Source organism: Pseudomonas sp. G1002, assembly GCF_013385455.1.
GTDB lineage: Bacteria > Pseudomonadota > Gammaproteobacteria > Pseudomonadales > Pseudomonadaceae > Aquipseudomonas.
The window spans coordinates 1-25,418 of record NZ_JACAPY010000037.1; the positions used below are offsets into that span (position 1 = coordinate 1).

At 62.0% G+C, this 25,418-nt stretch carries 24 protein-coding genes; 17 read left to right on the top strand and 7 right to left on the bottom strand.

The features are described from left to right. Positions 1–56: 56 nt before the first annotated feature. A complete protein-coding gene (locus HX801_RS24765) occupies positions 57–578 on the bottom strand; it encodes a DUF3087 family protein (RefSeq protein WP_003210892.1) in 522 nt (173 codons plus the stop codon). 153 nt (positions 579–731) lie between these two features. Between HX801_RS24765 and HX801_RS24770 the strand changes: the two genes are divergently transcribed. Together HX801_RS24770 and HX801_RS24775 are read left to right on the top strand one after the other, a co-directional pair. Further along, complete coding sequence (locus HX801_RS24770) at positions 732–905, top strand: hypothetical protein (RefSeq protein WP_003210891.1); 174 nt, start codon at positions 732–734, stop codon at positions 903–905. A 24-nt stretch (positions 906–929) separates the two neighbouring features. Continuing rightward, entirely contained in the window at positions 930–1,124 is a 195-nt protein-coding gene (locus HX801_RS24775) for a DUF6021 family protein (RefSeq protein ID WP_003210890.1), read from the top strand. A 35-nt stretch (positions 1,125–1,159) separates the two neighbouring features. Here HX801_RS24775 and HX801_RS24780 read toward each other — a convergent pair whose 3' ends face one another. Next, the gene (locus HX801_RS24780) at positions 1,160–1,405 is read right to left on the bottom strand and encodes a DUF6555 family protein (RefSeq protein ID WP_023658994.1); all 246 of its coding nucleotides are present in this window, start codon (positions 1,403–1,405) and stop codon (positions 1,160–1,162) included. A 158-nt stretch (positions 1,406–1,563) separates the two neighbouring features. On the opposite strand from HX801_RS24780, the gene HX801_RS24785 reads away from it, so the two are divergent. From HX801_RS24785 to HX801_RS24805, 5 genes are all read left to right on the top strand, one after another. Next, positions 1,564–2,394 (top strand): arylamine N-acetyltransferase, encoded by an 831-nt coding sequence (locus HX801_RS24785; protein ID WP_177022914.1) that lies wholly within the window; start codon positions 1,564–1,566, stop codon positions 2,392–2,394. 123 nt (positions 2,395–2,517) lie between these two features. Continuing rightward, on the top strand, positions 2,518–3,270 hold the full coding sequence (locus tag HX801_RS24790) for an outer membrane beta-barrel protein (RefSeq protein ID WP_003210885.1): 753 nt from the start codon (positions 2,518–2,520) through the stop codon (positions 3,268–3,270). A gap of 233 nt (positions 3,271–3,503) precedes the next feature. Beyond that, the gene (locus HX801_RS24795) at positions 3,504–3,872 is read left to right on the top strand and encodes a cytochrome c5 family protein (RefSeq protein WP_177022915.1); all 369 of its coding nucleotides are present in this window, start codon (positions 3,504–3,506) and stop codon (positions 3,870–3,872) included. Positions 3,873–3,949: 77 nt separating this feature from the next. Then, positions 3,950–5,278: a D-arabinono-1,4-lactone oxidase gene (locus tag HX801_RS24800; RefSeq protein WP_177022923.1), complete on the top strand. Its 1,329-nt coding sequence runs from the start codon at positions 3,950–3,952 to the stop codon at positions 5,276–5,278. A 59-nt stretch (positions 5,279–5,337) separates the two neighbouring features. Next, a complete protein-coding gene (locus tag HX801_RS24805; protein WP_177022924.1) occupies positions 5,338–6,546 on the top strand; it encodes a DSD1 family PLP-dependent enzyme in 1,209 nt (402 codons plus the stop codon). A gap of 127 nt (positions 6,547–6,673) precedes the next feature. Here HX801_RS24805 and HX801_RS24810 read toward each other — a convergent pair whose 3' ends face one another. Then, entirely contained in the window at positions 6,674–7,615 is a 942-nt protein-coding gene (locus HX801_RS24810) for a transporter (protein WP_003219185.1), read from the bottom strand. 203 nt (positions 7,616–7,818) lie between these two features. Between HX801_RS24810 and HX801_RS24815 the strand changes: the two genes are divergently transcribed. After that, a complete protein-coding gene (locus tag HX801_RS24815; protein WP_177022916.1) occupies positions 7,819–8,856 on the top strand; it encodes an AraC family transcriptional regulator in 1,038 nt (345 codons plus the stop codon). A gap of 111 nt (positions 8,857–8,967) precedes the next feature. Then, positions 8,968–9,405: a carboxymuconolactone decarboxylase family protein gene (locus HX801_RS24820; protein WP_003219182.1), complete on the top strand. Its 438-nt coding sequence runs from the start codon at positions 8,968–8,970 to the stop codon at positions 9,403–9,405. A gap of 198 nt (positions 9,406–9,603) precedes the next feature. Here the strand turns inward: HX801_RS24820 and HX801_RS24825 are convergent, their stop codons facing one another. Then, positions 9,604–10,368 (bottom strand): helix-turn-helix transcriptional regulator, encoded by a 765-nt coding sequence (locus tag HX801_RS24825; RefSeq protein WP_177009872.1) that lies wholly within the window; start codon positions 10,366–10,368, stop codon positions 9,604–9,606. 99 nt (positions 10,369–10,467) lie between these two features. On the opposite strand from HX801_RS24825, the gene HX801_RS24830 reads away from it, so the two are divergent. After that, the gene (locus tag HX801_RS24830; RefSeq protein ID WP_177022917.1) at positions 10,468–11,598 is read left to right on the top strand and encodes an MFS transporter; all 1,131 of its coding nucleotides are present in this window, start codon (positions 10,468–10,470) and stop codon (positions 11,596–11,598) included. Here HX801_RS24830 and HX801_RS24835 read toward each other — a convergent pair. After that, the gene (locus HX801_RS24835) at positions 11,588–13,750 is read right to left on the bottom strand and encodes a TonB-dependent siderophore receptor (RefSeq protein ID WP_008430735.1); all 2,163 of its coding nucleotides are present in this window, start codon (positions 13,748–13,750) and stop codon (positions 11,588–11,590) included. The genes HX801_RS24830 and HX801_RS24835 overlap by 11 nt on opposite strands. 190 nt (positions 13,751–13,940) lie before the next feature. Between HX801_RS24835 and HX801_RS24840 the strand changes: the two genes are divergently transcribed. Then, positions 13,941–14,720, top strand: a complete 780-nt coding sequence (locus HX801_RS24840; RefSeq protein ID WP_177022918.1) for an acetoin reductase — start codon at positions 13,941–13,943, stop codon at positions 14,718–14,720. A gap of 133 nt (positions 14,721–14,853) precedes the next feature. Here the strand turns inward: HX801_RS24840 and HX801_RS24845 are convergent, their stop codons facing one another. Then, the gene (locus HX801_RS24845; RefSeq protein WP_003219161.1) at positions 14,854–16,719 is read right to left on the bottom strand and encodes a sigma-54-dependent Fis family transcriptional regulator; all 1,866 of its coding nucleotides are present in this window, start codon (positions 16,717–16,719) and stop codon (positions 14,854–14,856) included. Positions 16,720–17,029: 310 nt separating this feature from the next. Between HX801_RS24845 and HX801_RS24850 the strand changes: the two genes are divergently transcribed. From HX801_RS24850 to HX801_RS24860, 3 genes are read left to right on the top strand one after another with little or no spacing between them, the layout of a single operon-like run. After that, positions 17,030–18,007, top strand: a complete 978-nt coding sequence (locus tag HX801_RS24850) for a thiamine pyrophosphate-dependent dehydrogenase E1 component subunit alpha (protein ID WP_177022919.1) — start codon at positions 17,030–17,032, stop codon at positions 18,005–18,007. Between the two features lie 39 nt (positions 18,008–18,046). Beyond that, positions 18,047–19,066 (top strand): alpha-ketoacid dehydrogenase subunit beta, encoded by a 1,020-nt coding sequence (locus HX801_RS24855; RefSeq protein ID WP_177022920.1) that lies wholly within the window; start codon positions 18,047–18,049, stop codon positions 19,064–19,066. Continuing rightward, on the top strand, positions 19,063–20,160 hold the full coding sequence (locus HX801_RS24860) for an acetoin dehydrogenase dihydrolipoyllysine-residue acetyltransferase subunit (RefSeq protein WP_177022921.1): 1,098 nt from the start codon (positions 19,063–19,065) through the stop codon (positions 20,158–20,160). Before HX801_RS24855 ends, HX801_RS24860 begins: the two co-directional genes overlap by 4 nt. 105 nt (positions 20,161–20,265) lie before the next feature. On the opposite strand, the gene HX801_RS24865 is transcribed toward HX801_RS24860, so the two are convergent. Then, positions 20,266–21,183 (bottom strand): helix-turn-helix domain-containing protein, encoded by a 918-nt coding sequence (locus HX801_RS24865; protein ID WP_177009867.1) that lies wholly within the window; start codon positions 21,181–21,183, stop codon positions 20,266–20,268. A gap of 140 nt (positions 21,184–21,323) precedes the next feature. Between HX801_RS24865 and HX801_RS24870 the strand changes: the two genes are divergently transcribed. From HX801_RS24870 to HX801_RS24880, 3 genes are all read left to right on the top strand, one after another. Beyond that, positions 21,324–22,682 (top strand): glutamine synthetase family protein, encoded by a 1,359-nt coding sequence (locus HX801_RS24870; protein ID WP_003219154.1) that lies wholly within the window; start codon positions 21,324–21,326, stop codon positions 22,680–22,682. 149 nt (positions 22,683–22,831) lie between these two features. After that, entirely contained in the window at positions 22,832–23,920 is a 1,089-nt protein-coding gene (locus tag HX801_RS24875) for a polyamine ABC transporter substrate-binding protein (RefSeq protein WP_003219153.1), read from the top strand. Further along, positions 23,917–25,215 carry an FAD-binding oxidoreductase gene (locus HX801_RS24880; protein WP_177022922.1) on the top strand — a complete coding sequence of 433 codons (1,299 nt, stop codon included), beginning with the start codon at positions 23,917–23,919 and terminating at the stop codon, positions 25,213–25,215. The genes HX801_RS24875 and HX801_RS24880 overlap by 4 nt, the downstream gene beginning before the upstream one ends. The last annotated feature ends 203 nt before the right edge of the window (positions 25,216–25,418 follow it).

Genomic DNA, 25,418 nt, shown 5'->3' on the forward strand with positions numbered 1-25,418 from the left:
GCTGTAAGAGCGGAACCCATATCAGCCATCACCCAAATAACGGATATGCCCCCCAATCAGCGAGCCTTCACAGCCTCAACCCAATCCGGATCCAGCCGCGTCTGGTCAGGCTCAATCCCCAACCCCCGCATCCTCTCCAGGTGCTCATCAACCTCGCGCACCAACTGCGCCTGAGAACTCGAATTGGCGTCCAGTTCGTGCATCTGCATCAACCCAAGGTGATAAAACCGCAGCAACTTGATCGCCACCGGATCATTCGCCTTCACCCCGTCAGTCACCTTGTGCATCACATTAGTCACACTCATCAGGCTGCGCTTGAGCTGCCACCCATACACCGCCGGCGCGAACCAGGCCTGGTTCCAGAACGGCCCCCGCACCAGCCCTACGGTAATCAACACCCCAGCAAACACCCCGCCCACATTAAAGCGAAAATTATCCCCCCCAGGCTCACCAAACAGCATCACCGCCAGGCTGGAAAGCACCATCGCCAACACCACAAACAACCCCGCGACTATCAACGTACTGCGTCGCGTCTGCTGGCGAAAAACAATCGGGTCGCACGGTTTGAGCTCAAACATCCAGGGTCAGTCTCCATGGCACAAGTAGGGTTATAACGCCGGCCAGCATCTTCTCATGCTTCACCCGTCGGAGTGACGGTAATCAGGTTGAACGATGGATCAGCGCAATTTCTCTAACCCCTGTAGGCAACCGACCCCCAAGTGAGGTGAACCATGACCCGGTACCAGCAACAGCCGCCCGGCACACCCAACCCCGACCGCACCCCCGGCGAAGAGGAACGTGACAACGACGCCCTGCGCCCCAACGACCCGGCCGAACGGCAAGACGAAGAAGAGCAGGTCGAGGAAGACCTGGAAAACCTGCACGACAAGGCCCGCCCGCTGTAGACCCGGCGCGCCAAGGAGGTAGTTATGACTAATCGTACAAGCGGCCCGCATTCATCCGAGCATTCCAGCGGCAAGGACGAATTGGGTTTCGACCCCGATTCCCCGGACGTCGCAGACCCACAGGTCGACCCGGTAGGTCCCGCCATTGCCCCGTTGGACAAGCCAGAAAAAACCGGCAAGAAGCCGGCCTATGATCCCCTCGGTGATCTGAAAAAGTGAAACAAGCCCCGCCGTCGTGCGGGGCTTTTTATTCCTCAACCAAGCCGTTTCGGGGCTGTCCATGTCACCTCGGTGATGCCGAACTTCTCCGCCCAGGGACGAGTGGTCTTTTTCACCCGCTCGTGGCCCGGCCGGCCTATCCGCCCCACGTGGGCAATGTCGGCGTCAACGGCCGCCCAATGCCACGCTTCGGCGTTGTTCATGACCTCGGCACGCACCACAAAGGTTTTTGGTTCGCCGTGTAGCAAGTAGTGGATGGTGTAGATCATTGCGGTACTCATGATGCCTCCCTGTCTTGTAGTGAATGGATATAAATCAGTTCAGAAAGGTTCAGAAAGTTTGTGCATCTGAGGGCTTGCATTTGATTCAACCCACAATTGGCAAATAACCGCCGTCAGGGTATTAGTGGTGCTTTCGCCACCGACTCCAGGATTGCGTCATGCCAGAGCTGACCCACAGCCGCCTCTACCTGCAACGTCTGGGCTACGACACGCCGCCTCCGCCCACCCTGCAAACCCTGCAGGATCTGCAGTTGCGCCATGTCAGCACCTTCGCGTTTGAAAGCCTGTCGACCCTGCTGCACGCACCGGTGCCGATCGATTTGCCGAGCGTCGAACAAAAAGTCCTGTTCGACGGCCGTGGTGGTTATTGCTACGAGCTGAACCAGCTGTTCCTGGCCTTGTTGCAGGAGTTGGGCTTCGAGGCGCGGGGCATTACCGGCCGTGTGGTGATGGGGGGGCCACCCGATGCACTGACGGCGCGCACCCATCGGCTGAGCCTGGTGACCCTGGACGGCGTGCGTTACATCAGTGATGTCGGCTTTGGTGGCATGGTGCCCACCAGTCCGTTGCAACTGGACACCGATGCCACCCAGGCCACCGCCCATGAACCCTATCGCCTGAGCCTGGACGAGGGCAGCTACACCTTGTGGGCGCAGGTCGCCGGTGAGTGGCGCGGCTTATATGTGTTCGACCTGCAGGTGCAGTCACACTTCGACTACGAGATCGGTAACTGGTACGTCTCCACCCACCCGGATTCGCCGTTCCTCGGCCAGCTGAAAGTCGCACTGATTGGCCCGGGATTTCGCCACACGTTGAACAACGGGCAGTACGCGATTCACTACCTGGACCGGGCCAGCGAAAAGCGTGCAATCGAGGACGTCGAAGAGTTGCTGAACCTGTTGCAGGCCAGCTTTGGCATTCGCCTGCCGGCGCATCCGCAGTTGCGGTCAATTCTCGGTCGTTTGCTGGCTCACGTCCAAGACGCTTGATATAGAGCCTTCGCTGAACCGTTTTACCTCGAAAAAGGTGCAAATTAATTCGAACCTTTCGCCAAAACGAGGGTTCGAAGCGTTTCCTGAATAATTTGCCACCTGCAATGGAGACGTAAAACGATGTCCAAACTATTCGGAAAGATCCTCAAGAATTCCTCGGTCCTGGCCTTGATCGCGGCACCTGGTGTGGTGTTCGCAGCAGCGCCGACCGACCCGATTTCCACCTTCGGGATCCTCGGCAGCTACAACGACTTCAAACTCGAAGGCGGTAGCCAAAGCGACAAGGACCACATGCCTGAAGCCGGCCTGTTCTATAACTTCGGCAACAAGCTGACGGCTGAATCCGGCTTTATCTACCAGGCCGGTATCGAAGCCAAGTACGGCGAGAAGAGCGACAACAAACTCAAGGAAGGCCAGGCCGACCTCGACCTCGGCTGGCGTGCCGCGCTGGATGCGCGCAACTTCGTCGACGTGCTGGTGGGTGGCGGCTACAGCTGGACCCGCTACGAGCCGGACTCGGGCGACTACGACATGAAACTCACCAACAAATCGCCGTTCGCCAAGGCGGCCCTGGGCTACAACCACCAGTTCGACGACATGACCATGCGTGTTGAACTGGGCGCCCGCCATACCATCGACGGCCGCGCCAAGCTCAAGGTCGACGGCATCGGCAGCGACACCGTGGACCTCAAGGACCGCACCAACCCGTACGCCGAAGTCAGCCTGCTGATGAACCAGAAAGGCGATCTGCCAGTGATGGCGGGCCTGTACTACACCCGCACCGAGTACAAGCTCGATGACGATTCGTACGTGGCCGACAACACCAAGCTCAAGCGTGACGAGTATGGGTTCAAGGTCGGTATAGCCTTCTAAATCTGCCTGACTGATTGTTCCCACGCTCTGCGTGGGAATGCATCCCGTGACGCTCTGCGTCACAACGCGGACGCAGAGCGTCCAAGGCGGCGTTCCCACGCAGAGCGTGGGAACGATCAGCCGCTGAAGCCTGTCCGCCCAAGCCCCCCTTTCTGTCCCCCAATACCCTCAACGCCGCGCCCTGGCTGCCTTAGTGTGGATCACGCTTTCACACAATAAGAGAGAAGGTGGCTATGCGGGCAATCAACCCCCGTCGCATCAGTCTGCTGCTGGCGGTGACCTGCCTGCTGACAGCCTGTGGCGACAAACCGAAACATCCCCCCGAACGTGCCACGGCGGCCAATGCCATGCCGAGCGACGCAGCCCTGGCCCAGGTCTACGACACCAGTTGCAAGCTGTGCCACGCCAACCCGGCCTCCGGTGCGCCGCTGACCGGTGACGGCCCGGCCTGGAGCCCGCGCATCGCCCAGGGCCCGGACACCCTGCTGGACCACACCATCAATGGCTACAACGGCATGCCCCCGATGGGCCTGTGCGTGCGGTGCTCCGAAGCGCAATTCCTGGGGCTGATCAGCTTTATGTCGGGTCAACACATCCAATAAGAATAACGGGGTAGGCGATGGGGCTTTCACGGCGAGAATTATTGCAGCGCGGCGCGGTAGCCGGCGCGTTCATGGCATTGACCAGTAACCCGGTACTGGCCCAGCTGGCCCGGGCACCGCGGCTGATTCCCTGGCGCAATTGGTCGGGGGCGCAAACCTGTCTGCCCCTGGCGCGGCTGGCGCCGAAGAACCTTGATGAACTGGTGCAGGTCATCGGCCAGGCACCGGGCAAGGTGCGGCCGGTGGGCTCGGGCCATTCGTTCAGTGCCCTGGTGCCCACCGACGGCACGCTGCTGTCCCTGAGTTACTTCAATGGCCTGCTGGATCACGACCCGCAAACCGTGCAGGCCACCTTCGCCGCCGGTACGCCGATGTCGCGCATGGGCCAGGCCTTGAAAGACGTCGGGCAGGCGCTGCCGAACATGGCGGATATCGACTACCAGACCCTGGCCGGGGCGATCTCCACTTCCACTCACGGCACCGGTGTGGGCTTCACCTCATATTCCGGTTGCGTCACCGGGCTGCAACTGGTGACCGCCCAGGGTGAGGTGCTGGAGTGCGACGCCAAGCGCCACCCCGAGGTGTTCAGTGCCGCCCGGGTGTCCCTCGGCGCCCTCGGCGTGGCCACCCAGGTCCGCCTGCAAAACCGCGCACCGTACCGCCTGCGGGAGCGCCAGTGGATCGCCAAGACTGAAGAACTGCTGGAGGACGTGGCAAAGAACACCCGGGAAAACCAGCACTGGGAAATGCTCGTGGTGACCCATTCCGACTACGCCCTGTCCATCGCCCTGAACGAAACCACCGACCCCGAAACCCCGCCCATCGACCCGGCGGAGGCGGGCGGCAACGAGTTTGTGTCGATCATCGAGAAACTCGACAAATACGGCAGCGATTTCCCCGAGGCCCGGCGTACCTTGCTCAACAGCCTGCGCTTTTTTGCCAGCTTCGATGACCGCGTGGCCGAGTCGTTCCAGGTGTACGCCAACGTGCGCAACGTGCGTTTCAACGAGATGGAATATTCGGTGCCCGCCGAGCACGGACCGGCGTGCCTGCGGGAAATCCTCAAGCTGATCAACGACAAGGACCTGCGCACCTGGTTTCCCATCGAGTACCGCTACGTCAAGGCCGATGACATTCCGCTGAGCATGTTCGAGGGCCGCGACAGCTGTTCGATTTCCGTGCACCAGCACTACACCATGGACCACCACAACTTCTTCGCCGCCGTAGAACCGATCTTCTGGAAATACGCCGGTCGCCCGCACTGGGGCAAGTTGCACACCCTCAATGCGCGCACTTTGCAGCCGCTGTATCCGCGCTGGGAGGAATTTACCCGAGTGCGCCGCGAGCTGGACCCCAGCGGTAAATTCCTCAATGCGCACCTGTCGTCTATTCTGGGAGTGGTCTGATGAACCGCAGACATTTCATGCTCGGCACCGGCGTGTTGCTGGTGGGTGGTGCCATCTTGCTGAGGCCGGGCGACCGGGGCAGCCCTTACACCGAGTATTTCCGCAGCCTCAACCAGGAACTCAAGGCCCATGGGCCGATGCGCCCGGTGATGCTGATCGACCTCGATCGCCTGGACCACAACATCGACGTGGTGATGCAGTCGGTGCAGCGCGGCGGCAAACACCTGCGGCTGGTGGAGAAATCCCTGCCGTCGCCGGGGCTGCTGGCGTACATCGCCAAGCGAGCCGGCACCCAGCGCCTGATGTCGTTTCATCAGCCATTTCTGAATCACGACGCCCAGGTCTTTCCCGATGCGGACATCCTGCTGGGCAAGCCGTTGCCGGTGCGTTCCGCCGAGCTGTTTTACCAAACCCACAAGGGCCCGTTCGACCCGTCCCGGCAGCTGCAATGGCTGCTGGACACGCCCGAGCGCCTGCAACAATACCTGGCGCTGGCCCAGGGATTGGGCACGAAACTACGGGTCAATATCGAGCTGGATGTGGGCCTGCATCGCGGCGGCATCAGCGACAACGCGGTACTGGGGCAAATGCTCACGCTGATCAGCGCTCATCCGCAGCAGCTGGAATTCAGTGGGTTCATGGGCTACGACCCGTTCGTGGGCATGGGCGTGCCGGGGATTCTCGGCTCGCCCCAGGACCTGTTCGACAAAGTCATGCAGCGCTACAACGGCTATGTGGATTACACCCGCCAGCACTTTGCGCCGCTGTGGCGCGACGGGCTGACGTTGAATACGGCAGGCAGTCCGAGCTATCGCATTCACGAGCAGGAGAAGCTCAGCAGCGAGGTATCGGTGGGCACGGCGTTGCTCAAGCCGACGCACTATGACTTGCCGTCGCTGAGCGAGCATGTGCCGGCGGCCTATATCGCCACGCCCGTGTTGAAAAGCACCGGGCCGGTGGACATTCCGGCGCTGGACGGCAAGTCGCGGTTGTTCTCGTGGTGGGATGCGAATCAGCGCGCCACGTTCTTTATTTATGGGGGCAACTGGATGGCGGAGTTTGAATCGCCCAGGGGGTTGCAGAGCAATGACCTGTATGGGCGCAGCTCCAATCAGGAGATGGTCAATGGTTCGCCCAAGGTGGGGCTGAACGTGGAAGACCAGGTGTTCCTGCGTCCGACCCAGAGTGAGTTCGTGCTGTTGCAGTTCGGGGATTTGCTGGCAGTGCGGGGCGGGAAAATCGTCGATACCTGGCCGGTCTACACCTGACAACGCCGTCCCACTGTAGGAGCGAGCTTGCTCGCGAAAAACCCAAGGACGACGCGTTCATCCAGACGGCCCGCGTTATCGTTGACGTTTTTCGCGAGCAAGCTCGCTCCTACAGTTTTTGCCGGGTTTACAGGGCAAACGGAATCGTCAGCTTCGCCCACAACATGTCGCCTTCCGGGCGGTTCTGCACATCAAACTCCTTGGCCCAGCGCACCTCGGCACTCGCATACTTGAGGAAGGTGAAATACACCGCCGGACCGATCGCAAACACCTGGCCCTTGACCCCGTCATCCACATCTTCGCCATAGATGTTCACCACGGTATGCCCGTATTGCTTATCGTCGGTGGTCTGCTTGAGGTAGTAGCCGTTGAGCCCAAGGCTGAGGTTATCCGTCACCTTGTAGCTGGCCGAGTAGTCGAAGTGAAAAATCTGCCCCGACCGGTAATGGGTGTCGGGGTTTTCCTTGTTGAAGCTGTAGGTGGTCTTGATCGACAGCTCAGTGCGCTCGTTGGGCATCCAGGTCGCCGACACCAACGGTTTGTAGGTGTAGAAATTGTTGCTGGTATTGGCCAGGCGCGTGGCGTCGTATTCGCCGGTGGGCAGGGTGATTTCCAGGGCGGTGCCCACTGTCAGGTTCTTGCCCAGGTCCCAGAGGATGATCGGCGCCACGGTGGTGTCGCCCATGCTTTCCCGGGTGTCGGACATGCCGAACAGCGACACCTGTTGCTTCAGGTACGGCTGGGCGATGTAGCCGCCCAGGCGCCCGCCGAATACCCGCAACGGGCTGAGGTAATCCAGGCGCGGGATGATCGCGTCGGACTTGATCTTCACGTCCGGCACCTTGCCACCCAACGAGCTGATATCGAGCTTCCTGGCTTCGTAATGGTTGTAATAGATGTTGAAGGCGAACATGTGGTCGGGCAGGTTGTTGACGTCCAGCGGCAGGATGTAGAAGCCATCGGTGCCGGGGCCGATGTTGTCGACGCCGCCTTCGGTGGCCAGGGCCGGCAGGCTGATGAGGGTCAACAGGGCGAGTTGCACGGGGTAAAACGCACGGGTCGTGTTCATGTCTGGGCTCATTATTATTATCAGGACGACGCTGCCTATAGAAATAAGCCCTCGGCGCCCGGCGGGGCAGGGTATTGGCGGCCACATAGGGGGACTTTGGCGGACAGCTTTCATCCAGAGTGCAGCAGTTCTTGCAAGAGCCTATGATTGTCAGGATGTTTCCAAAACAAGAACTGAAGCACTCAGTCGGGAATCGAAGATCCATGCAAAGGAAAGCCGTTGATCCGCACTATGATCTGGCCCTGGTCTCGCCATTTCTGTTGCAAACCCTCGGCCAAGTGGTCGCGCAAAAAGGCGCGAGCGCCGAGCACCTGTGCCGTGGCCTGGGATTCACCCTGGCCGACCTGGACGACCCGGCCCAGCGCATTTCCTATCGCCAGGCGGTAGCGATGATCCAGCGTGCACTCAAGGTGTTGCCCGACCAGGGGCTGGGCCTGTGGGTAGGCCATCAGAACGTACTCGGCACCCTGGGCCTGCTCGGCCATGTGATTTCACTGTGCAAGACGTTGCGCGATGCGTTTGCCATCGGGGAACGTCATCAGCACACCTCCGGTGGTATCGCCACCTCGCGCACCCATGAAGGTCCCCAGGAAGTTTTCGTCGATATCGAATGCCTGCTGCCCTACGCCGAGGTGCAGGTGTTTGTCGCCGAGGAGTTCTTCGCCAGCCTGATGGTGTATGGCCGCGCCCTGGTGGGCGAGGGCTTCATGCCGCTGCGGGTCGAATTTATCCACGCCGCGCCCAGCTATGTCGCTGACTATCACCAGCTGTTGGGTGCGGATGTGCGTTTTGGCTGCCTGCATAACCGCATGGTCCTGGCCAGCCACTGGCTGGATGTGCGGCTGCCCAATCACCATGCCCTGGCCTTGCGCCAGGCCCTGGAACTGCTGGAACTGGAAAGCGCGCAACTGCATCAGAAAATGGATTTGATCCAGGCGGTGGAGCGCGCGATTTCCCGGGATTTGCAGGGCAGCCAGCTGGAAAAGGTCGCCAGTGACTTGAACATGAGCGGGCGTACCTTGCGCCGGCGCCTGACCGAGCATGGGCTGACGTTCGAGGGCTTGCTGGAACAGGTGCGCAGGGCAAGGACCATGGGGTTGTTGAGCAACCCGGGGTTGTCCATCGAACGGATCACCGAGGAAGTTGGCTACAGCGATGTGCGCAGTTTTCGGCGGGCGTTCAAGCGCTGGACCGGGCTGAGCCCCAGTGCGTTTCGCGGTGAAGGCGCAGGGCCGGGGTGATCGTTAGGATTGGCCCCATTGGCTACCTGATCTTTCCCCGGATTGGCTATTTGTCCAATGCCCCCTCGTCACTACTCTAGACACCAATCCCCACTGTTCTGGAGTATCACCATGCAAGCTCGTACCGACTTCTACACCGCTTCCCCGGACGCCATGAAAGCCATGCTGGCCCTGGAGGCTGCCGTCGGCAAACTGTCCATCGAACTGCCGCTGCTGGAACTGGTGCGCCTGCGTGTGTCGCAGATCAACGGCTGCGCCTTCTGCCTCGACATGCACACCGCCGACGCCCGCAAGGGGGGCGAGACCGAGCGCCGCCTGTACACCGTGTCGGCCTGGCGTGAAACGCCGTTCTTCACCCCCCGTGAACGCGCCGCGCTGGCCTGGGCCGAAAGCCTGACGCTGCTGAGCCAGACCCACGCACCGGATGCAGACTTCACCGAACTGGCCGCCCACTTCAGCCCGCAAGAGCAAGTCGACCTGAGCGTGGCGATCGCCACCATCAACAGCTGGAACCGTCTGGCGGTGGGTTTTCGCAAGATGCCTAAATAACCCGACAAGACGCCGGGATGACTGATCGTTCCCTCGCTCTGCGTGGGAATGCCGCCCCGGACGCTCTGCGTCCAGCGGGCGATGCAAGGCTCAAGTCTTGCGTACGGGTGACGCGGAGCGTCACGGGATGCATTCCCACGCAGAGCGCGGGAACGATCAATGAAGCCGATCTACCACCGGGTTACAGCCAGTCGGCATTCATTTGAAGTAACCCCGTGGCGTGGCGCCGGTCATGGCCTTGAAGAAGGCGATCAGCGCACTGTCACTGGCAAAGCCCAACTCAAAGGCGCAGTACCCGAGACTGCGCCCGGTGGCGAGCAACTCGATGGCGCGCATCAGGCGCCACTGCTGGCGCCATTGCTGATAGCCCATGCCGGTTTCCCGCTGGAAGATCCGGCCGATGGTTTTGCCGCTGGCGGCCACCTGGCGTTGCAAGGCTTGCAGCTCCGGTGGCAGCGCGTCGAGGTTCTGCAATAACGGAGCCAGGCGTTTGTCCGTGGGCAGGGGCAGCAGCAGCGGTTGCTCGACTGCCTCGCGGATTTCACTCAGGCACAGCGCCAGCAAATGCGCGTATTTGCCCTGTTGCCAATCGGTGTCGAACGCCGCCATTGCCATCGGCTCCAGCACCGCCCGCAGCAGCGCACTCACCTCAATCACCCGCACTTGTGCCGGCAACTGCCCGGCCAATGCCGGGCTGACATACACCGAACGGTAATCCACGGTCTGTTGCATCACTGCCCGGTGCGGCACACCGCCGGGAATCCACGCTGCCCGAGTGGGCGGCAACAGGCACAGCTGGTTGGCCAGGGTAATGCGCGTGCAGCCCTGTTGGGTGAACAGCAATTGCCCGCGCTGATGCTGATGTACACCGGAGTCGTGATCACCCAGCAGGGCGGCGATGCCCACCACGGGCGCGTCGAAGCGGTCGGGATCGAAAGGTGTCTGCGCCGCCAGCCATGCCATGGGATGTCCGATTTCATTGATAAGGTGTCGAAGTCTGGATAATACGCCAGCTGCCCGTGTTTAGACTCCCTGGCCTGTTTACTCGTGAAGAGCGTCTGGATGATGTTGAAAAACTTGCTGGTGCTGGCGGTGGCGCTGCTGATGTTCCCGCAGATCGCACAAACCCTGTATAGCCCTGCGCTGGCGGATATCGGCCAGGCGTTTGCGGTAGGGCCCGAGGCAGCGGGGCAGACCTTGTCGGTGTACTTTCTGGCCTTCGCGTTCGGGGTAGTGGTGTGGGGACGCTTGTGTGACCGCTTCGGCCGGCGCCCGGTGATGCTGGCCGGGTTGGCCCTTTATGGCGCGGCCACAGCGCTGGCCTTGGGCGTGCGTTCGTTCAACGGCCTGTTGCTGGCCCAGGCGGTGGCGGCGTTTGGTGCGGCGGTGGGGTCGGTGGTGACGCAAACCGTGCTGCGCGACCGCTTCAGCGGTGCCGAGCTGGCGCAGGTGTTTTCAGTCGTGGGCATTGCCCTGGCGGCCAGCCCCGCCATTGGCCTGTTCACTGGCGCGGGCCTGGTGCAGCACTTTGGCTATCGCGGGGTGCTCACAGGCTTGTTGCTGCTGGCGCTGACGTTATTGGCCTGGTGCCTGTGGGCCTTGCCGGAAACCCGCCCGGCCTCGCTGCCCACAGCGTCGTTGCGCGGCACCCTGGGCCTGATGCTCAAGGATGCGGCGCTGTGGCGTTCGGTGGGGCTGGTCGCGGTCTTCAATATCGCGCTGTTCAGCTATTACAGCCTGGGGCCGTTTGTGTTCCAGCGCCTGGGGTTGTCTGCCGAGCAGTTCGGCTACAGCGGCGTCCTGCTGGCGTTGGGCTCGGGGCTTGGGGCCTGGCTCAACAAGGGGTTGCTCAAGCGCGGGGCCGGCAGCGAACAGCTGGTGCTGGCAGCCGGTGGCGTGATGTTAGTGGGCAGCGTGCTGGTGGTGCTGTTACAGGACCGTTGGCTGTTCGTGTTGCCGATGCTGTTGGTGGTCATGGCCTTCGGCATGGCGATTCCCAATGTCCTGGGGGCGGCACTCACGGCTTATCGCGACCGCCTTGGCACCGCCGGTGCCTTGTTCGGTTTGCTGTATTACCTGGTGATCGGGGTGGGGTTGACCCTGGCAGCCTGGGTCCAGCAGTTGGGCTGGACCCTGTTGGTGTGCGCCTTGGCGGCGCTATGCCTGGCGATCCCGCGTACCGTCAGAAATTGACCGTGGCACTCAAGCGCGCCGTCAACGGCGCACCCTGGAACAGGTAGTCATCGCCCATGTATTCGCCGGCATCGCGCCAGTAACGCTTGTCGAACAGGTTGTCGACGCTCAGGCGAAACACCGTTTCATAGCCATCGAGTTTGGTGGTGTAGCGGCTGCCGACGTTGACGATGGCGTAGTCGCCCACTTCCACATCACCGGTGCGATTGGCGTACTTGTTGGCGCTGTATTGCACGCCGCCGAGCAGCGCCAGGCCGTCGACCCAGGGCAGGGCGTAGTCGGCGTACAGACTGGCCCGCAGTTTCGGCACGTTGATCGCCTGATGGCCTTCGTATTCCGGCGTGCCGCTGCCCGTCACCCGTGCACGGATGGCCGCGACGCTGGCGGCGATCTGCAAGCGCTGGGTGGCCCAGCCGTTGGCGGACAATTCCAGGCCGGTGTTTTTCTGCTCGCCCTGTTGCACGTAGGTGTAGTCGCCGGCGTCATCCGGCCTGGCATATTGATAGGCCTGGCGAGTCTGGAAGATCGCGGCGGCAAAGCTGATGCGGCGCCAGTCGTATTTCACCCCGGCTTCGATCTGGCGGGAAACTGTCGGGGCGAGGGTTTCATCTTTATTCAGGGCAAACCACGGCGCGGTACCGCCCAGGGACAGGCCTTTGCTGTAGCTGGTGTAGAGCGACAGGTTTTCAATCGGTTTGTAGATCAGCGCCGCCTGGGGCAGGAACACATACTGCCGGGTGTGGCGCGACTCGTTGCCCTGATCATCGAAAGCCTTTTCGTCCAGGCGCACTTCGCGGCCGCCCACGATGGTCTGCCATTGCTCGTTGAAGCTGATGCGGTCGGTGACGAACAGGCCGTATTGGCGGCTGTCGAGGTTGCGATGACTATCGTTCAGGGGCTTATCGGTGGGCGCGAAGTTTTCCGGGTCCTGATTGATATTGCCGGAGCCAATCATCTCGTTGACCGATTCGCGCTTGTCCACCACTCGCCGAAACGCACTGCTGCCAAACGTCAACTCATGCCCCAGGCCACCGGTATTGAACAACCCGGTCATCGCGGCCTGGATTTCATCATCGCGCCGGGTGTCATCAGGGCTGCGGAAGTCATAGATATCGTAGTTGCCTTCCGGGCTGAAGTAGTTCGGTACCTTGGCCCCGGCACAGCTCGCGGACCCGTAGCAGCCCCACGCAAACGAACTGTAATCATCAATCACCACCTTGCTGCGCGCCGCGCTGACGCTGCCTTTCCACTGGTCACTGAAGCGATATTCAAACTTGCCGTTGAGGTTCAGCGAATCAATCCCTACCTGATTCGCACCGCTCTGATGCCCCAGCAGTTTTTTCGGCGACGCGTGGTGCGGCACCTCGGTCCCGCCCAGCAACTGATAACCCGGCACCGAGCGCTGTTGCTTGTTCTGATACTCGGCATCCAGCTGCAATACCGCGTCGGGGCTGATGTTCCAGTCGAACGCCAGGGACAGGAAATCCCGGTGGCCATTGGCATGTTCGACATAGGAATGCAGGTCTTCATGGGCCACGTTGGCGCGCAGGCCGAACTGCTGCTCGCTGCCAAACCAGCCGCCCACGTCGGTGGCCAGGTAACCACTGCCGCGATCATCGGTGGACACCGTCACCGAGCGCACATCCTCCGGGCGCTTGGTCACGTAATTGATCACGCCGCTGGGCTCGGAAATCCCGCTTTGCATACCTGACAATCCCTTGAGCAGCTCCACGCGCTGCTTGTTCTCCAGGGCAACGTTCTGCTCGCCGGTGATGGTGCGGCCATTGATCTTGTAACTGCTGGCGGCATTCAGCGAGAAACCGCGCACCACGAAGTTTTCGTAGTAGCCGATGGGCGCATAGCTGTCGCCCACCGAGGCGTCATTGCGCAGCACTTCGCTGAGCAAGCGCGCCTGCTGGTCCTTGATCAACGACTCGTTGAACACCGCGATCGAGGCCGGCGTGTCGAGCAACGGCGCCTCATTGAAAGCGCCCACCGACGCGGTGTCGGTGTTATAGCCGGATTCATCCTGGCCCTGGACCTTCACCTCCGGCAGCTCGATATCAGCCGCCTGGCTGCTTCCAATACCTGCGCTGAGCAACAGGCCGAGGGCAAAACGTGAAGGGGCAGCGGGGCGAAGACGCAAAACCATGGGGGAAGGCCTGAGAGCGTAGAGCGGAGGGCGCATAAGCTAGGCATAACGGCGGCGTTTTACAAGTTTTCGAGAATGGTTCGCTTTGAGACGTCCCGTCTCAGCCCGCAGATCAATCCTGCTGCTGCTCGACAGCGGCCCCTGGCAACTGCGATAGACAAGGCTTCTCTCACCGTTGAAGGAGATCGTCATGAGTATCGCTGGAAAAGTTGCACTGGTGACCGGCGCCGGGCAAGGCATCGGCCGGGCCATCGCCCTGCGCCTGGCGCGGGACGGCGCCGACATTGCGTTGGTGGACATCAACAGCGCGAAGATTGAAGCGGTGGCGGCCGAAGTCGTTGCACTGGGGCGCAAGGCCTCGGTGTATGTCGCCGATGTCTCGAAGCTGGAGCAAGTGGTCGCGGCGGTGGACCATGCCCACCAGACCCTGGGCGGCTTCGACATCATCGTCAACAACGCCGGCATCGCACAGATTGACGCACTGCTGGACGTAACCCCGGAACAGGTCGACCGCACGCTGCGTATCAACGTGCAGGGCACGCTTTGGGGCATCCAGGCCGCAGGCAAGAAATTCAAGGCGCTGAAGCAGAAGGGCAAGATCATCAATGCCTGCTCGATTGCCGGCCATGAAGGCTTTGCGTTGCTGGGGGTGTACTCGGCCACCAAGTTTGCCGTGCGTGCGCTGACCCAGGCCGCGGCGAGGGAACTGGCCATTGACGGGATTACCGTCAACGCCTACTGCCCGGGTGTGGTGGGCACCGACATGTGGGTCGAGATCGACAAGCGCATGGCCGAGATTACCGGCGCCGAGGTGGGGGCGACGTACAAGAAGTATGTGGACGGGATTGCGTTGGGCCGGGCGGAAACACCGGAGGATGTGGCGGGGCTGGTGTCGTACCTGGCGGGGCCGGATTCGGATTACATGACCGGGCAATCGCCGTTGATTGATGGCGGGATTCTGTACCGCTGAGCCGGCGGAATCACTCGGTCAAAAAATGTGGGAGCGGGCTTGCTCGCGAAGGCGGAGTGTCAGTCACCGGAAATGTTGACTGGTACACCGCCTTCGCGAGCAAGCCCGCTCCCACATTTTTGACCGTGTTGGGTCAGTGCTTGCCGGGCATGTCGATACCCAGCTGGTTAACCCGCCGATACAAGGTCGCCCTGGAAATCCCCAACGCCTGCGCCGCCGCCAGCGGCTTCCATCGATGCCGAATCAGTGCGTCCAGCACCAACTGCCGCTCAGGACTCACGCTTTCCGATGTTTCCACCGCAACCGCGTCACCACGAACTTCCACCGGCAAATCCGCCAGTTGAATTGTCCCGCCGTCGCACACCGCACAGGCGTATGCCAATACATGCCGCAGTTGCCGCACATTCCCCGGCCAGGCATAACCCAGCAGCGACTCCAGCGCCGCTGCCGCGATCCCGACCGCAACACCGCTGTGCCGCGCCTCCTGCTCCAGAAGCCGATTGATCAATGCCAGTTTGTCCATGCGCTCGCGCAATGGCGGCACACAGAACCGCGCACAGCCCAACCGGAAATACAAATCCTCGCGAAAGCTTCCAGCACTCACCAGCGCCGCCAAGTCCCGATGGCTGGCGCAGATCACCTGGATATCCACCGCCCGGGTTTTTGCCCCGCCCAGCGGCGCCACTTCACCTTCGGCCATTACTCGCAGCAGTCGCGTCTGCAACGCCAGCGGCATGTCGCCGATCTCGTCGAGAAACAACGTGCCGCCATCGGCCTGCAACAGCAGCCCGGTCATGCCCTTGCTGGAGGCACCGGTAAATGCTCCGGCCACGTAGCCGAACAGTTCGCTCTCGATCAGGTTTTCCGGGATCGCCGCGCAGTTCACCGCCACAAAGGGGCCGTCGCGACGGGCACTGCGTTCATGCAACTGGCGGGCAAACACTTCCTTGCCGGCGCCGGTTTCGCCCTGGACCAGCACCGGCAGGTTGCGGTCCTTGACCCGCACGGCCAGGCGCAGATGTTCTTCTACTCGCGGGTCTACCTGATGACTCGAAGACACCGTCGCACGTGCAGCCTTACGCCGCGGCGCGCTGACCCGTACCTGCAACGCCCCCGGCTCGCCGAGCCAATGCAACTGCTGCGTCGATTGATCGGTCACGGCGCGCAACGCGTCCAGGTCAAACACTTCGCCGATATGCTCCGGCAACTGCCCGAAGCGCAATCTCAGGGCCTGCCGCGCCTTGCTGTTCAAGGCTTGCAGCCGCCCATCCTGATCCCACGCCAGCAGCATGTCCGGCTGGCTGTCGACGTAACCGGGCGTGCTGTGGGCCTGCAACACCCAATGTTGCCGGGCGCTGTGCATGAAAAACGCGTTCTCGATGGCCCGCGCGCTTTGCGCCACCATCTGCCGAACCAGGTGCTGGCTGCGCCGGTCATCCGGCGATTTGAGGGCAGAGGCATCCATCACGCCCAGCAGGTTGCCCTGGGGATCAAAGATGGGGGCGGCAGAGCAGGTCAGGCCGATAAACGCCGCACGAAAGTGGTCGCGCTTGTGCACGGTGACCGCGGCCTTGCTGGTCAGCACCGTGGCCACGCCGCAGGTGCCTTCCTCGGCTTCCGACCAGCAGGTGCCCAGGTACAGGCCGGCCTTGCGGCAGTCGTTGCGAATGCCGGCGTCCACGCGGTGGTCGATGGTCTGGCCCTGGGCGTCGGTGAGCATCACGCAGTAATCGGCGTGGCGCACCCGGTTGTGAATCTGCCCGACTTCCTCACTGGCGATGCGCATGAACAGCTCGGCGCGTTCGCGGCATTCCTTGAGCAGGGTGCTGGTGAGGATGCGCGGCCCTTGCAGGGAACCGGGGTCGAGGTGGTGCTGCTCCATGGAGCGGCGCCAGGAATCAAAAATCAGCGACGGCACCGGCGCCTGGGGCAGGCGGTCGGCGTTGCGTACCACGCGGCTGACACAGTCGACATGGTCCTTGGAGTTCACGGCGAGCATGGAAGCCTCCGGTTCTCGATCCTTGTTGTTATGCCCGCCATTAAGCGCCCATGGGCCGGGAGGAACAAGGCCGGCCTGACCAACTGCCCGAGGTGAGACGCAGCGTCTCATTGCGCCGCAGACGCTGCGGGCAGGTTGCAACGGCGCGTCTCATTGAACGGCCCACAGTGGCACGTCCACGCTTCCAGGCAACTGCTCTGGGTCAAGGCTTTCCCGGGTTTTCCAACGGGTTGGCACAGGCCGTGCTGAGTGCCTTGCAGCTGGCCTGATCCAGCCTTTTGTGTGTCGAGACAACCTGGAGAACAACAAGATGTCCACTCACCTGTCCACCGATCAATTGCTCCATGCCTACACCGTGATGCGCACCATCCGTGATTTCGAAGAACGCCTGCACGTGGAATTCGCCACCGGCGAGATTCCCGGTTTCGTGCATTTGTATGCCGGCCAGGAGGCCAGCGCCGCCGGGGTCATGGCCCACCTCAACGATGAAGATTGTATCGCCTCCAACCACCGTGGCCACGGCCATTGCATCGCCAAGGGCGTGGATGTGTTCGGCATGATGGCCGAGATCTACGGCAAGAAGACCGGGGTGTGCGGCGGCAAGGGCGGCTCCATGCACATCGCCGACCAGGAGAAGGGCATGCTCGGCGCCAACGGCATTGTGGGTGCCGGGGCGCCGCTGGCAGCCGGTGCGGCGCTGGCGGCCAAGCTCAAGGGCAGCGCGGGTGTGGCGGTCGCGTTTTTCGGCGACGGCGGCTCCAACGAGGGCGCGGTGTTCGAAGCGATGAACCTGGCCTCGATCATGAACCTGCCGTGCCTGTTCGTGGCCGAGAACAACGGTTATGCCGAAGCCACCGGGTCCGGCTGGTCGGTGGCCTGCAAGGACATTGCCGAGCGCGCCGTGGGTTTTGGCATGCCGGGGGTGATTGTCGACGGCAACGACTTTTTTGCCGTGCACGCCGCCCTCAGCGTTGCGGTAGAGCGTGCCCGCAGCGGTAAAGGGCCGACGCTGGTGGAGGTCAAACTGAGCCGTTTCTACGGCCACTTCGAAGGCGATGCGCAAACCTATCGCGGCCCGGACGAAGTGAAGAACCTGCGGGAAACCGGCGACTGCCTGAGCCTGTTTCGCCAGCGCTGCACCGCCGAAGGCTGGCTCGACGCGGCTCAGTTCGAACGCATCGACACCGAAGTCGCGCAGCTGATCGAAGACGCCGTGCGCCTGGCCAAGTCCGATCCCAAACCCCAGGCCGCCGACCTGCTCAGCGATGTCTACGTCGCCTACCGCTAACCGCCACCCACTACAAAAACAATCCGTGGAGAAGTCATCATGGCTAGAAAAATCAGCTATCAGCAGGCAATCAACGAAGCCCTGGCCCAAGAGATGCGCCGCGACCAGAGCGTGTTCATCATCGGCCAGGACGTGTCCGGCGGCACCGGTTCGCCCGGTGAACAGGACGCCTGGGGTGGCGTGCTCGGCGTCACCAAGGGGCTGTATCCGGAGTTCCCCGACCGCGTGCTCGACGCGCCACTTTCCGAGGTCGGTTATGTGGGCATGGCCGTCGGTGCAGCCACCCGTGGCATGCGCCCGGTGTGCGAGTTGATGTTCGTCGACTTTATCGGCTGCTGCCTCGACCAGTTGCTCAACCAGGCGGCGAAGTTTCGCTATATGTTCGGTGGCAAGACCACCACGCCGCTGGTGGTGCGCGCCATGTACGGCGCCGGCCTGCGTGCGGCGGCCCAGCATTCGCAGATGCTCACCTCGATGTGGACGCATATTCCCGGGCTCAAGGTGGTGTGCCCGGCCACGCCCTATGACGCCAAGGGCATGCTGATCCAGGCGATCCGCGACAACGACCCGGTGATTTTCCTCGAACACAAAATGCTCTACAGCCTCCAGGGCGAAGTGCCGGAAGAGCTGTACACCGTGCCGTTCGGCGAAGCCAACTACGTGCGTGAAGGCAACGATGTAACCCTGGTGACCTACGGGCGCATGGTGCACATCGCCCTGGAAACCGCCGCCAATCTGGCGCGCCAGGGTATCGACTGCGAAGTGTTGGACCTGCGCACCACCAGCCCGCTGGACGAAGACAGCATCCTTGAAAGCGTGGAGAAAACCGGGCGCCTGGTGGTGATCGACGAGTCCAACCCACGCTGCTCGATTGCCACGGACATCAGTGCATTGGTGGCGCAACGGGCGTTCGGCTTCCTGCGCGCGCCGATCGAAATGGTCACCGCGCCTCACACGCCGGTGCCGTTCTCCGATGCCCTGGAGGACCTGTACATCCCCAACGCGGCGAAGATCGAAGCTGCGGTGCTGAAGATTGCCGACAAGAGGAATGCCGCATGATCCATACACTGACCATGCCCAAGTGGGGGCTGTCGATGACCGAGGGCCGGGTTGATGTCTGGCTCAAGCAGCCGGGCGACCGGGTGGAGAAGGGTGAAGAGGTGCTGGATGTCGAGACCGACAAGATTTCCAGCAGTGTCGAGGCACCCTTCAGCGGGGTGCTGCGGCGGGTGTTGGCCCAGAGCGATGAGACCTTGCCCGTGGGGGCATTGCTGGCAATCGTGGTGGAAGGCGAGGCCAGCGAGGCCGAGATTGATGGGGTGATCGAGGCGTTCCTGGCGGGGTTCGTTTCCAGTGCCGCCGAGGCTGAAGACAGCGGGCCATCGGCACAGAAGGTCGAGGTGGGCGGGCGCCTGCTGCGCTATCTGGACCTCGGGCAGGGCGGCACACCGCTGGTGCTGGTGCACGGCTTTGGTGGCGACCTGAATAACTGGCTGTTCAATCACCCGGTGCTCGCGGCTGAGCGGCGGGTGATCGCCCTGGATTTGCCGGGGCATGGCGAGTCGGGCAAGTACCTGCAAACGGGCGAGCTTGAGGAGCTGAGCCAGGCGGTATTGGCACTGCTGGATTATCTGAAGGTTGACCGGGTACACCTCGCCGGGCATTCCATGGGCGGGCTGGTTTCCCTGAACCTCGCGCGGGTGGCACCGCAGCGTGTGGCGTCGTTGACCCTGATCGCCAGCGCTGGATTGGGTACGCAGATCAACAGTGATTACCTGCAAGGTTTTATCGACGCGAGCAATCGCAATGCACTCAAGCCGCAACTGGTGCAACTGTTCAGCGACCCGGCGCTGGTGACTCGGCAGATGCTGGAAGACATGCTCAAGTTCAAGCGCCTGGAGGGTGTGGAGCAGGCGTTGCGGCAGATCACCGGGGCGTTGTTCAGCGGTGGTCGGCAGTTGGTGGATCTACGCAACGTTGTCGGGCAGCAGCCGAGCCTGGTGATCTGGGGCAGTGAGGACGCAATCATTCCGGCGAGCCATGCCCAGGGGTTGGAGGCTCAGGTGGAGATACTGCCGGGGCAGGGGCATATGGTGCAGTTGGAGGCGGCGGAGCGAGTGAATCAGTTGATGCTGGCGTTTCTTCGGAGCTGATCGTTCCCACGCTCCGCGTGGGAATGCCGCCCTGGACGCTCCGCGTCCCGAGGGTGACGCGGAGCGTCACAGGATGCATTCCCACGCGGAGCGTGGGAACGATCTTCAAGACCAGCGGTGTTTTTGGTGGCGCTTCAGGGTCTCGCTGGGCAACTCCTGAAACAACGCCCGATAACTGTTGGAAAAACGCCCCAAATGCCAGAACGACCAATTCATCGCCACCTCCGCCACGGTGGTGTCCACTGACGGCGGGCTCAACAACTCCCGCCGTGCACTGTTCAACCGGCGCAACCGCAACCACTGCGCCGGGCTCATCCCTGTATACGTCTTGAACCCGTGCTGCAACTGGCGCAACGGCACCCCGGCAATGCGCGCCAGCTGCAGCAGGTTGACGGTTTCATCCGGCACATCCGCCGCCCATTCGCCAATGCGCGCCATGATGATTCGCTCCTCGGTGCGTCGCTGCAATGAGCCCTTGTCGAGGCACACGCAGGCGTTGTCGAGGATGAACAGGCAATCGTCGAGCAACTGTTGCGTGAGGGCATCACGACTCGGCAGGTCCAGCGTCGCCGACAGCCGTGTCAGCGTGCCGCTGAGCCAGCGGCTGAACAACGGGTTTTGCAGGGAGTTGAGCGGGGCCATGAACAACCCCTCCAGCTTCGCCACATCCAGACCATGGCGCTGGACAAACTGCGGCCCGAACACCACTGCCACTTCGCGGTAGTTTTCCGGGGTGATCCAGGTGTTGCGGCTTTCGCCATTGAGCACGTACAGCGCGTTGTCGCTGCCATCGAAACAGAACGCCAGGGAACCCGGCGGCGCGTTGAAGTTCTGCTCCACCCGGGTGTTCATCCGCTCTTCGTACACCTCGACACCTTGCAGGTCGAGATAGCGGATCTGCCCGGCAAAATGCCCCGGGGACATCTGCTGGTACTGCTGCACCCAACCGGGTGTCGCACTGCATTGAGCGGCCACATCACCGGTGGTGAAGGCCTGTACGCGCAAAGCTGTTGCCTGTGTCATGGGTAACCTGGGCGCACTCTATTGGTGCGTTGTGGTTGGCGCAAAGTGGATAGATGCCGTTGGACGGCTGGCCCAAGATAGACCTCAATGCGCCGCGAGGGAAGCCCGCGGCGCAGCATCCAACCCATGACGAGGTCCTTATGAACGCCCCCTTCGATCAGCTGTCCGCCTGGCTGAAAGAACACAAGATTACCGAAGTCGAATGCGTGATCAGTGATTTGACTGGCATCGCACGCGGCAAGATTTCGCCCACCAACAAGTTCCTGCATGAGCGAGGCATGCGCCTGCCGGAAAGTGTGTTGCTGCAAACGGTAACCGGGGACTTTGTCGACGACGATATCTACTACGACCTGCTGGACCCGGCCGACATCGACATGATCTGCCGCCCGGTGTCCAACGCCACCTACGTGGTGCCATGGGCCATCGAGCCCACCGCCATCGTGATCCACGACACCTTCGACAAGCAGGGCAACCCCATCGAACTGTCGCCGCGCAACGTGCTGAAAAAGGTCCTGCAACTCTATACCGACCAGGGCTGGCAGCCGATTGTCGCGCCGGAGATGGAGTTCTACCTGACCCAGCGCTGCGAAGACCCGGACCTGCCGCTGAAGACCCCGCTGGGCCGTTCCGGTCGCGCCGAAAGTGGCCGTCAGTCGTTCTCCATCGACGCTGCCAACGAGTTCGACCCGCTGTTCGAAGACGTCTACGACTGGTGCGAAGCCCAGGGCCTGGACCTCGACACGCTGATCCATGAAGACGGCCCGGCGCAGATGGAAATCAACTTCCGCCACGGCGATGCCCTGGACCTGGCCGACCAGATCACCGTGTTCAAACGCACCCTGCGCGAGGCTGCACTCAAGCACAACGTGGCGGCCACCTTCATGGCCAAACCGGTGGCCGACGAGCCCGGCAGCGCCATGCACCTGCACCAGAGCGTGGTGGAGATCGCCACCGGCAAGCAGGTGTTTGTCGATGAGCACGGCAACAAGAGCCAACTGTTCCTCAACCACATCGGCGGCCTGCAGAAGTACATCCCCAAGCTGCTGCCGATGTTTGCGCCTAACGTCAACTCGTTCCGCCGCTTCCTGCCGGACACCTCGGCACCGGTCAACGTCGAGTGGGGCGAAGAAAACCGCACCGTCGGCCTGCGTGTACCGAGTTCCAGCCCCGACGCCATGCGCGTGGAAAACCGCCTGCCGGGTGCCGACGCCAACCCGTACCTGGCCATCGCCGCCAGCCTGCTGTGCGGCTACCTCGGCATGATCGAAAAGGTCGAGCCCAGCGCCCCGGTGGAAGGCCGTGCCTACGAACGCCGCAACCTGAGGCTGCCGATCACCATCGAAGACGCCCTGGCGCGCATGGAAGAGTGCGACACCGTCAAGCAGTACCTGGGGGACAAGTTTGTGCGCGGCTACGTCGCGGTCAAGCGTGCCGAACACGAGAATTTCAAGCGGGTGATCAGCTCCTGGGAACGTGAGTTCCTGCTGCTGAGCGTCTGACGACTCGTCCGTAGCTTAGCGAGGCTGCGTCGGGCCCACCGCAATTGTGTCCGATACATCGCTACGCAGCCTCGCCAAGGCTCGACAGCTGCTACGGGCAGAATGGCTGGATGAATACATAAAAATCAATCAAGCAAAGGGGTGTCGATATGCGTCTGGTGAAAAAGCTTCTCCCGCTGGCCTTGGCGGCGTTGTTCAGCAGCGCGGGCCACGCCGCGCAGACGGTCAGTGTGTACAACTGGACCGACTACATCGGTGAGACCACCTTGGCCGACTTCCAGGCCAAGACCGGGATCAAGGTGATCTACGACGTGTTCGACTCCAACGAAACCCTGGAAGGCAAACTGCTCGCCGGCCGTACCGGCTACGATGTGGTGGTGCCGTCCAACCACTTCCTGGCGCGCCAGGTAAAGGCCGGCGCGTTCCTCAAGCTGGACCGTTCGCAGCTACCCAACTTCAAGAACCTCGACCCCAAGCTGCTCAAGCTGCTGGAGAAAAACGACCCGGGCAACGAGCATTCGGTGCCGTACCTGTGGGGCACCAACGGCATCGGCTATAACGTGGACAAGGTCAAGCAGGTGTTGGGCATCGACCATATCGATTCGTGGGCCGTGCTGTTTGAACCGGAGAACATCAAGAAGCTCCACGAGTGCGGCGTAGCGTTCCTCGACTCGGCGGATGAACTGTTCCCGGCGATCCTCAACTACATGGGCAAGGACCCGCGCAGCGAGAATCCCGAAGACTACAAACAGGCCGAGGCCAAGCTGCTGACCCTGCGGCCGTACATCACTTATTTCCATTCCTCCAAGTACATCTCGGACCTGGCCAACGGTGATATCTGCGTCGCCTTCGGTTATTCCGGCGACGTGTTCCAGGCGGCCAACCGCGCCAAGGAAGCCAAGAACGGCGTGAACATCGCCTACTCGATCCCCAAGGAAGGCAGCAACCTGTGGTTCGACCTGCTGGCCATCCCGGCGGACGCCGCCAACCCGAAAGCCGCCCACGCCTTTATCAACTACTTGCTGGACCCTGAAGTGATCGCCAAGGTCAGCGCCAGCGTCGGCTACGCCAACCCGAACCCGGCGGCCAAGGCCTTCATGGCCCCCGAGCTGGTGAACAACCCCGAGATCTACCCGTCCCAGGAAGTGCTCGACAAACTCTACATTTCCACCACCCCGACGCCCGCCGTCATGCGCTTGATGACGCGGTCCTGGAGCAAAGTGAAGACCAACAAATGAACCGTTCCTCCTCCGACCACGCTCGTTCCTATTACCTGGCTTCGGCCAACGCCATGTCCCGGCGCCCAGCGCTGGGGGCTGACCTGACGGCCGATGTGTGTGTGATCGGCGGTGGGTTCACCGGGGTCAACACCGCCATCGAACTGGCCCAGCGTGGGCTATCGGTGATTTTGCTGGAGGCCCGGCGGATTGGCTGGGGCGCCAGCGGGCGCAATGGCGGGCAGCTGATTCGCGGGATTGGGCATGACGTATCGGGCTTTGCCAGGTACGTGGGGGAGGAGGGCGTGCGTTACCTGCAGCAGGCCGGGATCGATTCGGTGGCGCTGGTGGGGGAGCGGATTCGCGAGCACGGGATTGACTGTGATTTGCGCTGGGGGTTTTGCGAGTTGGCGAATACGCCGGCGCAGTTTGCGGCGTTTCAGGGGGAGCTGGAGAGCCTGGCTGCCTTGGGGTATGCGCCTGAAACACGGTTGGTGGCATCGCAGGATATGGCGCAGGTGGTTGGCTCAGGCTTGTATGCCGGTGGCCTGGTGGACATGGGCTCCGGGCATCTGCACCCGTTGAACCTGGTGCTGGGGGAGGCTGGTGTGGCCGAATCCCTTGGGGTGCGGATCTTTGAAGACAGCCCGGTGCTGGAGTTGATCCATGGCGACACGGTGCAGGTGCGTTGCGAGTTTGGCAGAGTGCGCGCCGGTAGCCTGGTGCTGGCGTGCAATGCGCATCTGGAGGAATTGGAGCCGAAGTTGAGCGGCAAGGTGTTGCCAGCGGGGAGCTACATCATTGCGACCGAGCCGCTGTCGGTTGGGGTGGCTGATCAGTTGATTCCGCAGAACCTGGCGTTGTGTGATCAGAAAGTGGGGTTGGATTATTACCGCCTTTCGGCGGATCGGCGGTTGTTGTTTGGGGGGGCTTGTCATTATTCGGGGCGTGATCCGGTGGATATCGCGGGGTATATGCGGCCGAAGATGCTCAAGGTTTTTCCGCAGTTGGTGGATACGGCGATTGAGTTTCAGTGGGGGGGGAAGATTGGGATTACGGCTAACCGGTTTCCGCAGGTGGGGCGGTTGAAGCAGCACCCGAATGTGTTCTATGCCCAGGGGTATTCGGGGCATGGCCTTAACGTGACGCATTGGTGCGCGCGGTTATTGGCGGAAGGAATTCATGCGGGGCAGAGTAAAGGGTTGGATATTTTCAGCCAGGTGCCGCATATGACGTTTCCCGGGGGGAAGGTGTTGCGTTCGCCGCTGTTGGCGTTGGGGATGTTGTGGTATCGGGTTCGGGAGATGGTGGGGTGATTGATTGGGTACATATCCGTTTCTTCGGTAACGGCCACCTATGGTTTCGCTCTTACAGCGAGTCACTTTGCAAAAGCGGCAAAGTAACCAAAACGCTCTGCCCCGCCTGTCGGCACCTCGCCTAGGCTCGGCGTTCCCTCACTCCGGCATTACTCCGCGGGCCGCCGCGACGGGCCATCCCTGGCCCGGCGCGGCTAAACCGG

What these genes read in the sequence shown, in the direction of transcription:
- HX801_RS24880 (WP_177022922.1), top strand. Translation starts at nt 23,917, where the DNA reads ATGAACCGTTCCTCCTCCGACCACGCTCGTTCCTATTACCTGGCTTCG.
- HX801_RS24875 (WP_003219153.1), top strand. Translation starts at nt 22,832, where the DNA reads ATGCGTCTGGTGAAAAAGCTTCTCCCGCTGGCCTTGGCGGCGTTGTTC.
- HX801_RS24780 (WP_023658994.1), bottom strand. Translation starts at nt 1,405, where the DNA reads ATGAGTACCGCAATGATCTACACCATCCACTACTTGCTACACGGCGAA.
- HX801_RS24865 (WP_177009867.1), bottom strand. Translation starts at nt 21,183, where the DNA reads ATGACACAGGCAACAGCTTTGCGCGTACAGGCCTTCACCACCGGTGAT.
- HX801_RS24765 (WP_003210892.1), bottom strand. Translation starts at nt 578, where the DNA reads ATGTTTGAGCTCAAACCGTGCGACCCGATTGTTTTTCGCCAGCAGACG.
- HX801_RS24830 (WP_177022917.1), top strand. Translation starts at nt 10,468, where the DNA reads ATGATGTTGAAAAACTTGCTGGTGCTGGCGGTGGCGCTGCTGATGTTC.
- HX801_RS24840 (WP_177022918.1), top strand. Translation starts at nt 13,941, where the DNA reads ATGAGTATCGCTGGAAAAGTTGCACTGGTGACCGGCGCCGGGCAAGGC.
- HX801_RS24785 (WP_177022914.1), top strand. Translation starts at nt 1,564, where the DNA reads ATGCCAGAGCTGACCCACAGCCGCCTCTACCTGCAACGTCTGGGCTAC.
- HX801_RS24855 (WP_177022920.1), top strand. Translation starts at nt 18,047, where the DNA reads ATGGCTAGAAAAATCAGCTATCAGCAGGCAATCAACGAAGCCCTGGCC.
- HX801_RS24815 (WP_177022916.1), top strand. Translation starts at nt 7,819, where the DNA reads ATGCAAAGGAAAGCCGTTGATCCGCACTATGATCTGGCCCTGGTCTCG.
- HX801_RS24795 (WP_177022915.1), top strand. Translation starts at nt 3,504, where the DNA reads ATGCGGGCAATCAACCCCCGTCGCATCAGTCTGCTGCTGGCGGTGACC.
- HX801_RS24775 (WP_003210890.1), top strand. Translation starts at nt 930, where the DNA reads ATGACTAATCGTACAAGCGGCCCGCATTCATCCGAGCATTCCAGCGGC.
- HX801_RS24825 (WP_177009872.1), bottom strand. Translation starts at nt 10,368, where the DNA reads ATGGCATGGCTGGCGGCGCAGACACCTTTCGATCCCGACCGCTTCGAC.
- HX801_RS24820 (WP_003219182.1), top strand. Translation starts at nt 8,968, where the DNA reads ATGCAAGCTCGTACCGACTTCTACACCGCTTCCCCGGACGCCATGAAA.
- HX801_RS24870 (WP_003219154.1), top strand. Translation starts at nt 21,324, where the DNA reads ATGAACGCCCCCTTCGATCAGCTGTCCGCCTGGCTGAAAGAACACAAG.
- HX801_RS24850 (WP_177022919.1), top strand. Translation starts at nt 17,030, where the DNA reads ATGTCCACTCACCTGTCCACCGATCAATTGCTCCATGCCTACACCGTG.
- HX801_RS24770 (WP_003210891.1), top strand. Translation starts at nt 732, where the DNA reads ATGACCCGGTACCAGCAACAGCCGCCCGGCACACCCAACCCCGACCGC.
- HX801_RS24810 (WP_003219185.1), bottom strand. Translation starts at nt 7,615, where the DNA reads ATGAACACGACCCGTGCGTTTTACCCCGTGCAACTCGCCCTGTTGACC.
- HX801_RS24835 (WP_008430735.1), bottom strand. Translation starts at nt 13,750, where the DNA reads ATGGTTTTGCGTCTTCGCCCCGCTGCCCCTTCACGTTTTGCCCTCGGC.
- HX801_RS24845 (WP_003219161.1), bottom strand. Translation starts at nt 16,719, where the DNA reads ATGCTCGCCGTGAACTCCAAGGACCATGTCGACTGTGTCAGCCGCGTG.
- HX801_RS24860 (WP_177022921.1), top strand. Translation starts at nt 19,063, where the DNA reads ATGATCCATACACTGACCATGCCCAAGTGGGGGCTGTCGATGACCGAG.
- HX801_RS24790 (WP_003210885.1), top strand. Translation starts at nt 2,518, where the DNA reads ATGTCCAAACTATTCGGAAAGATCCTCAAGAATTCCTCGGTCCTGGCC.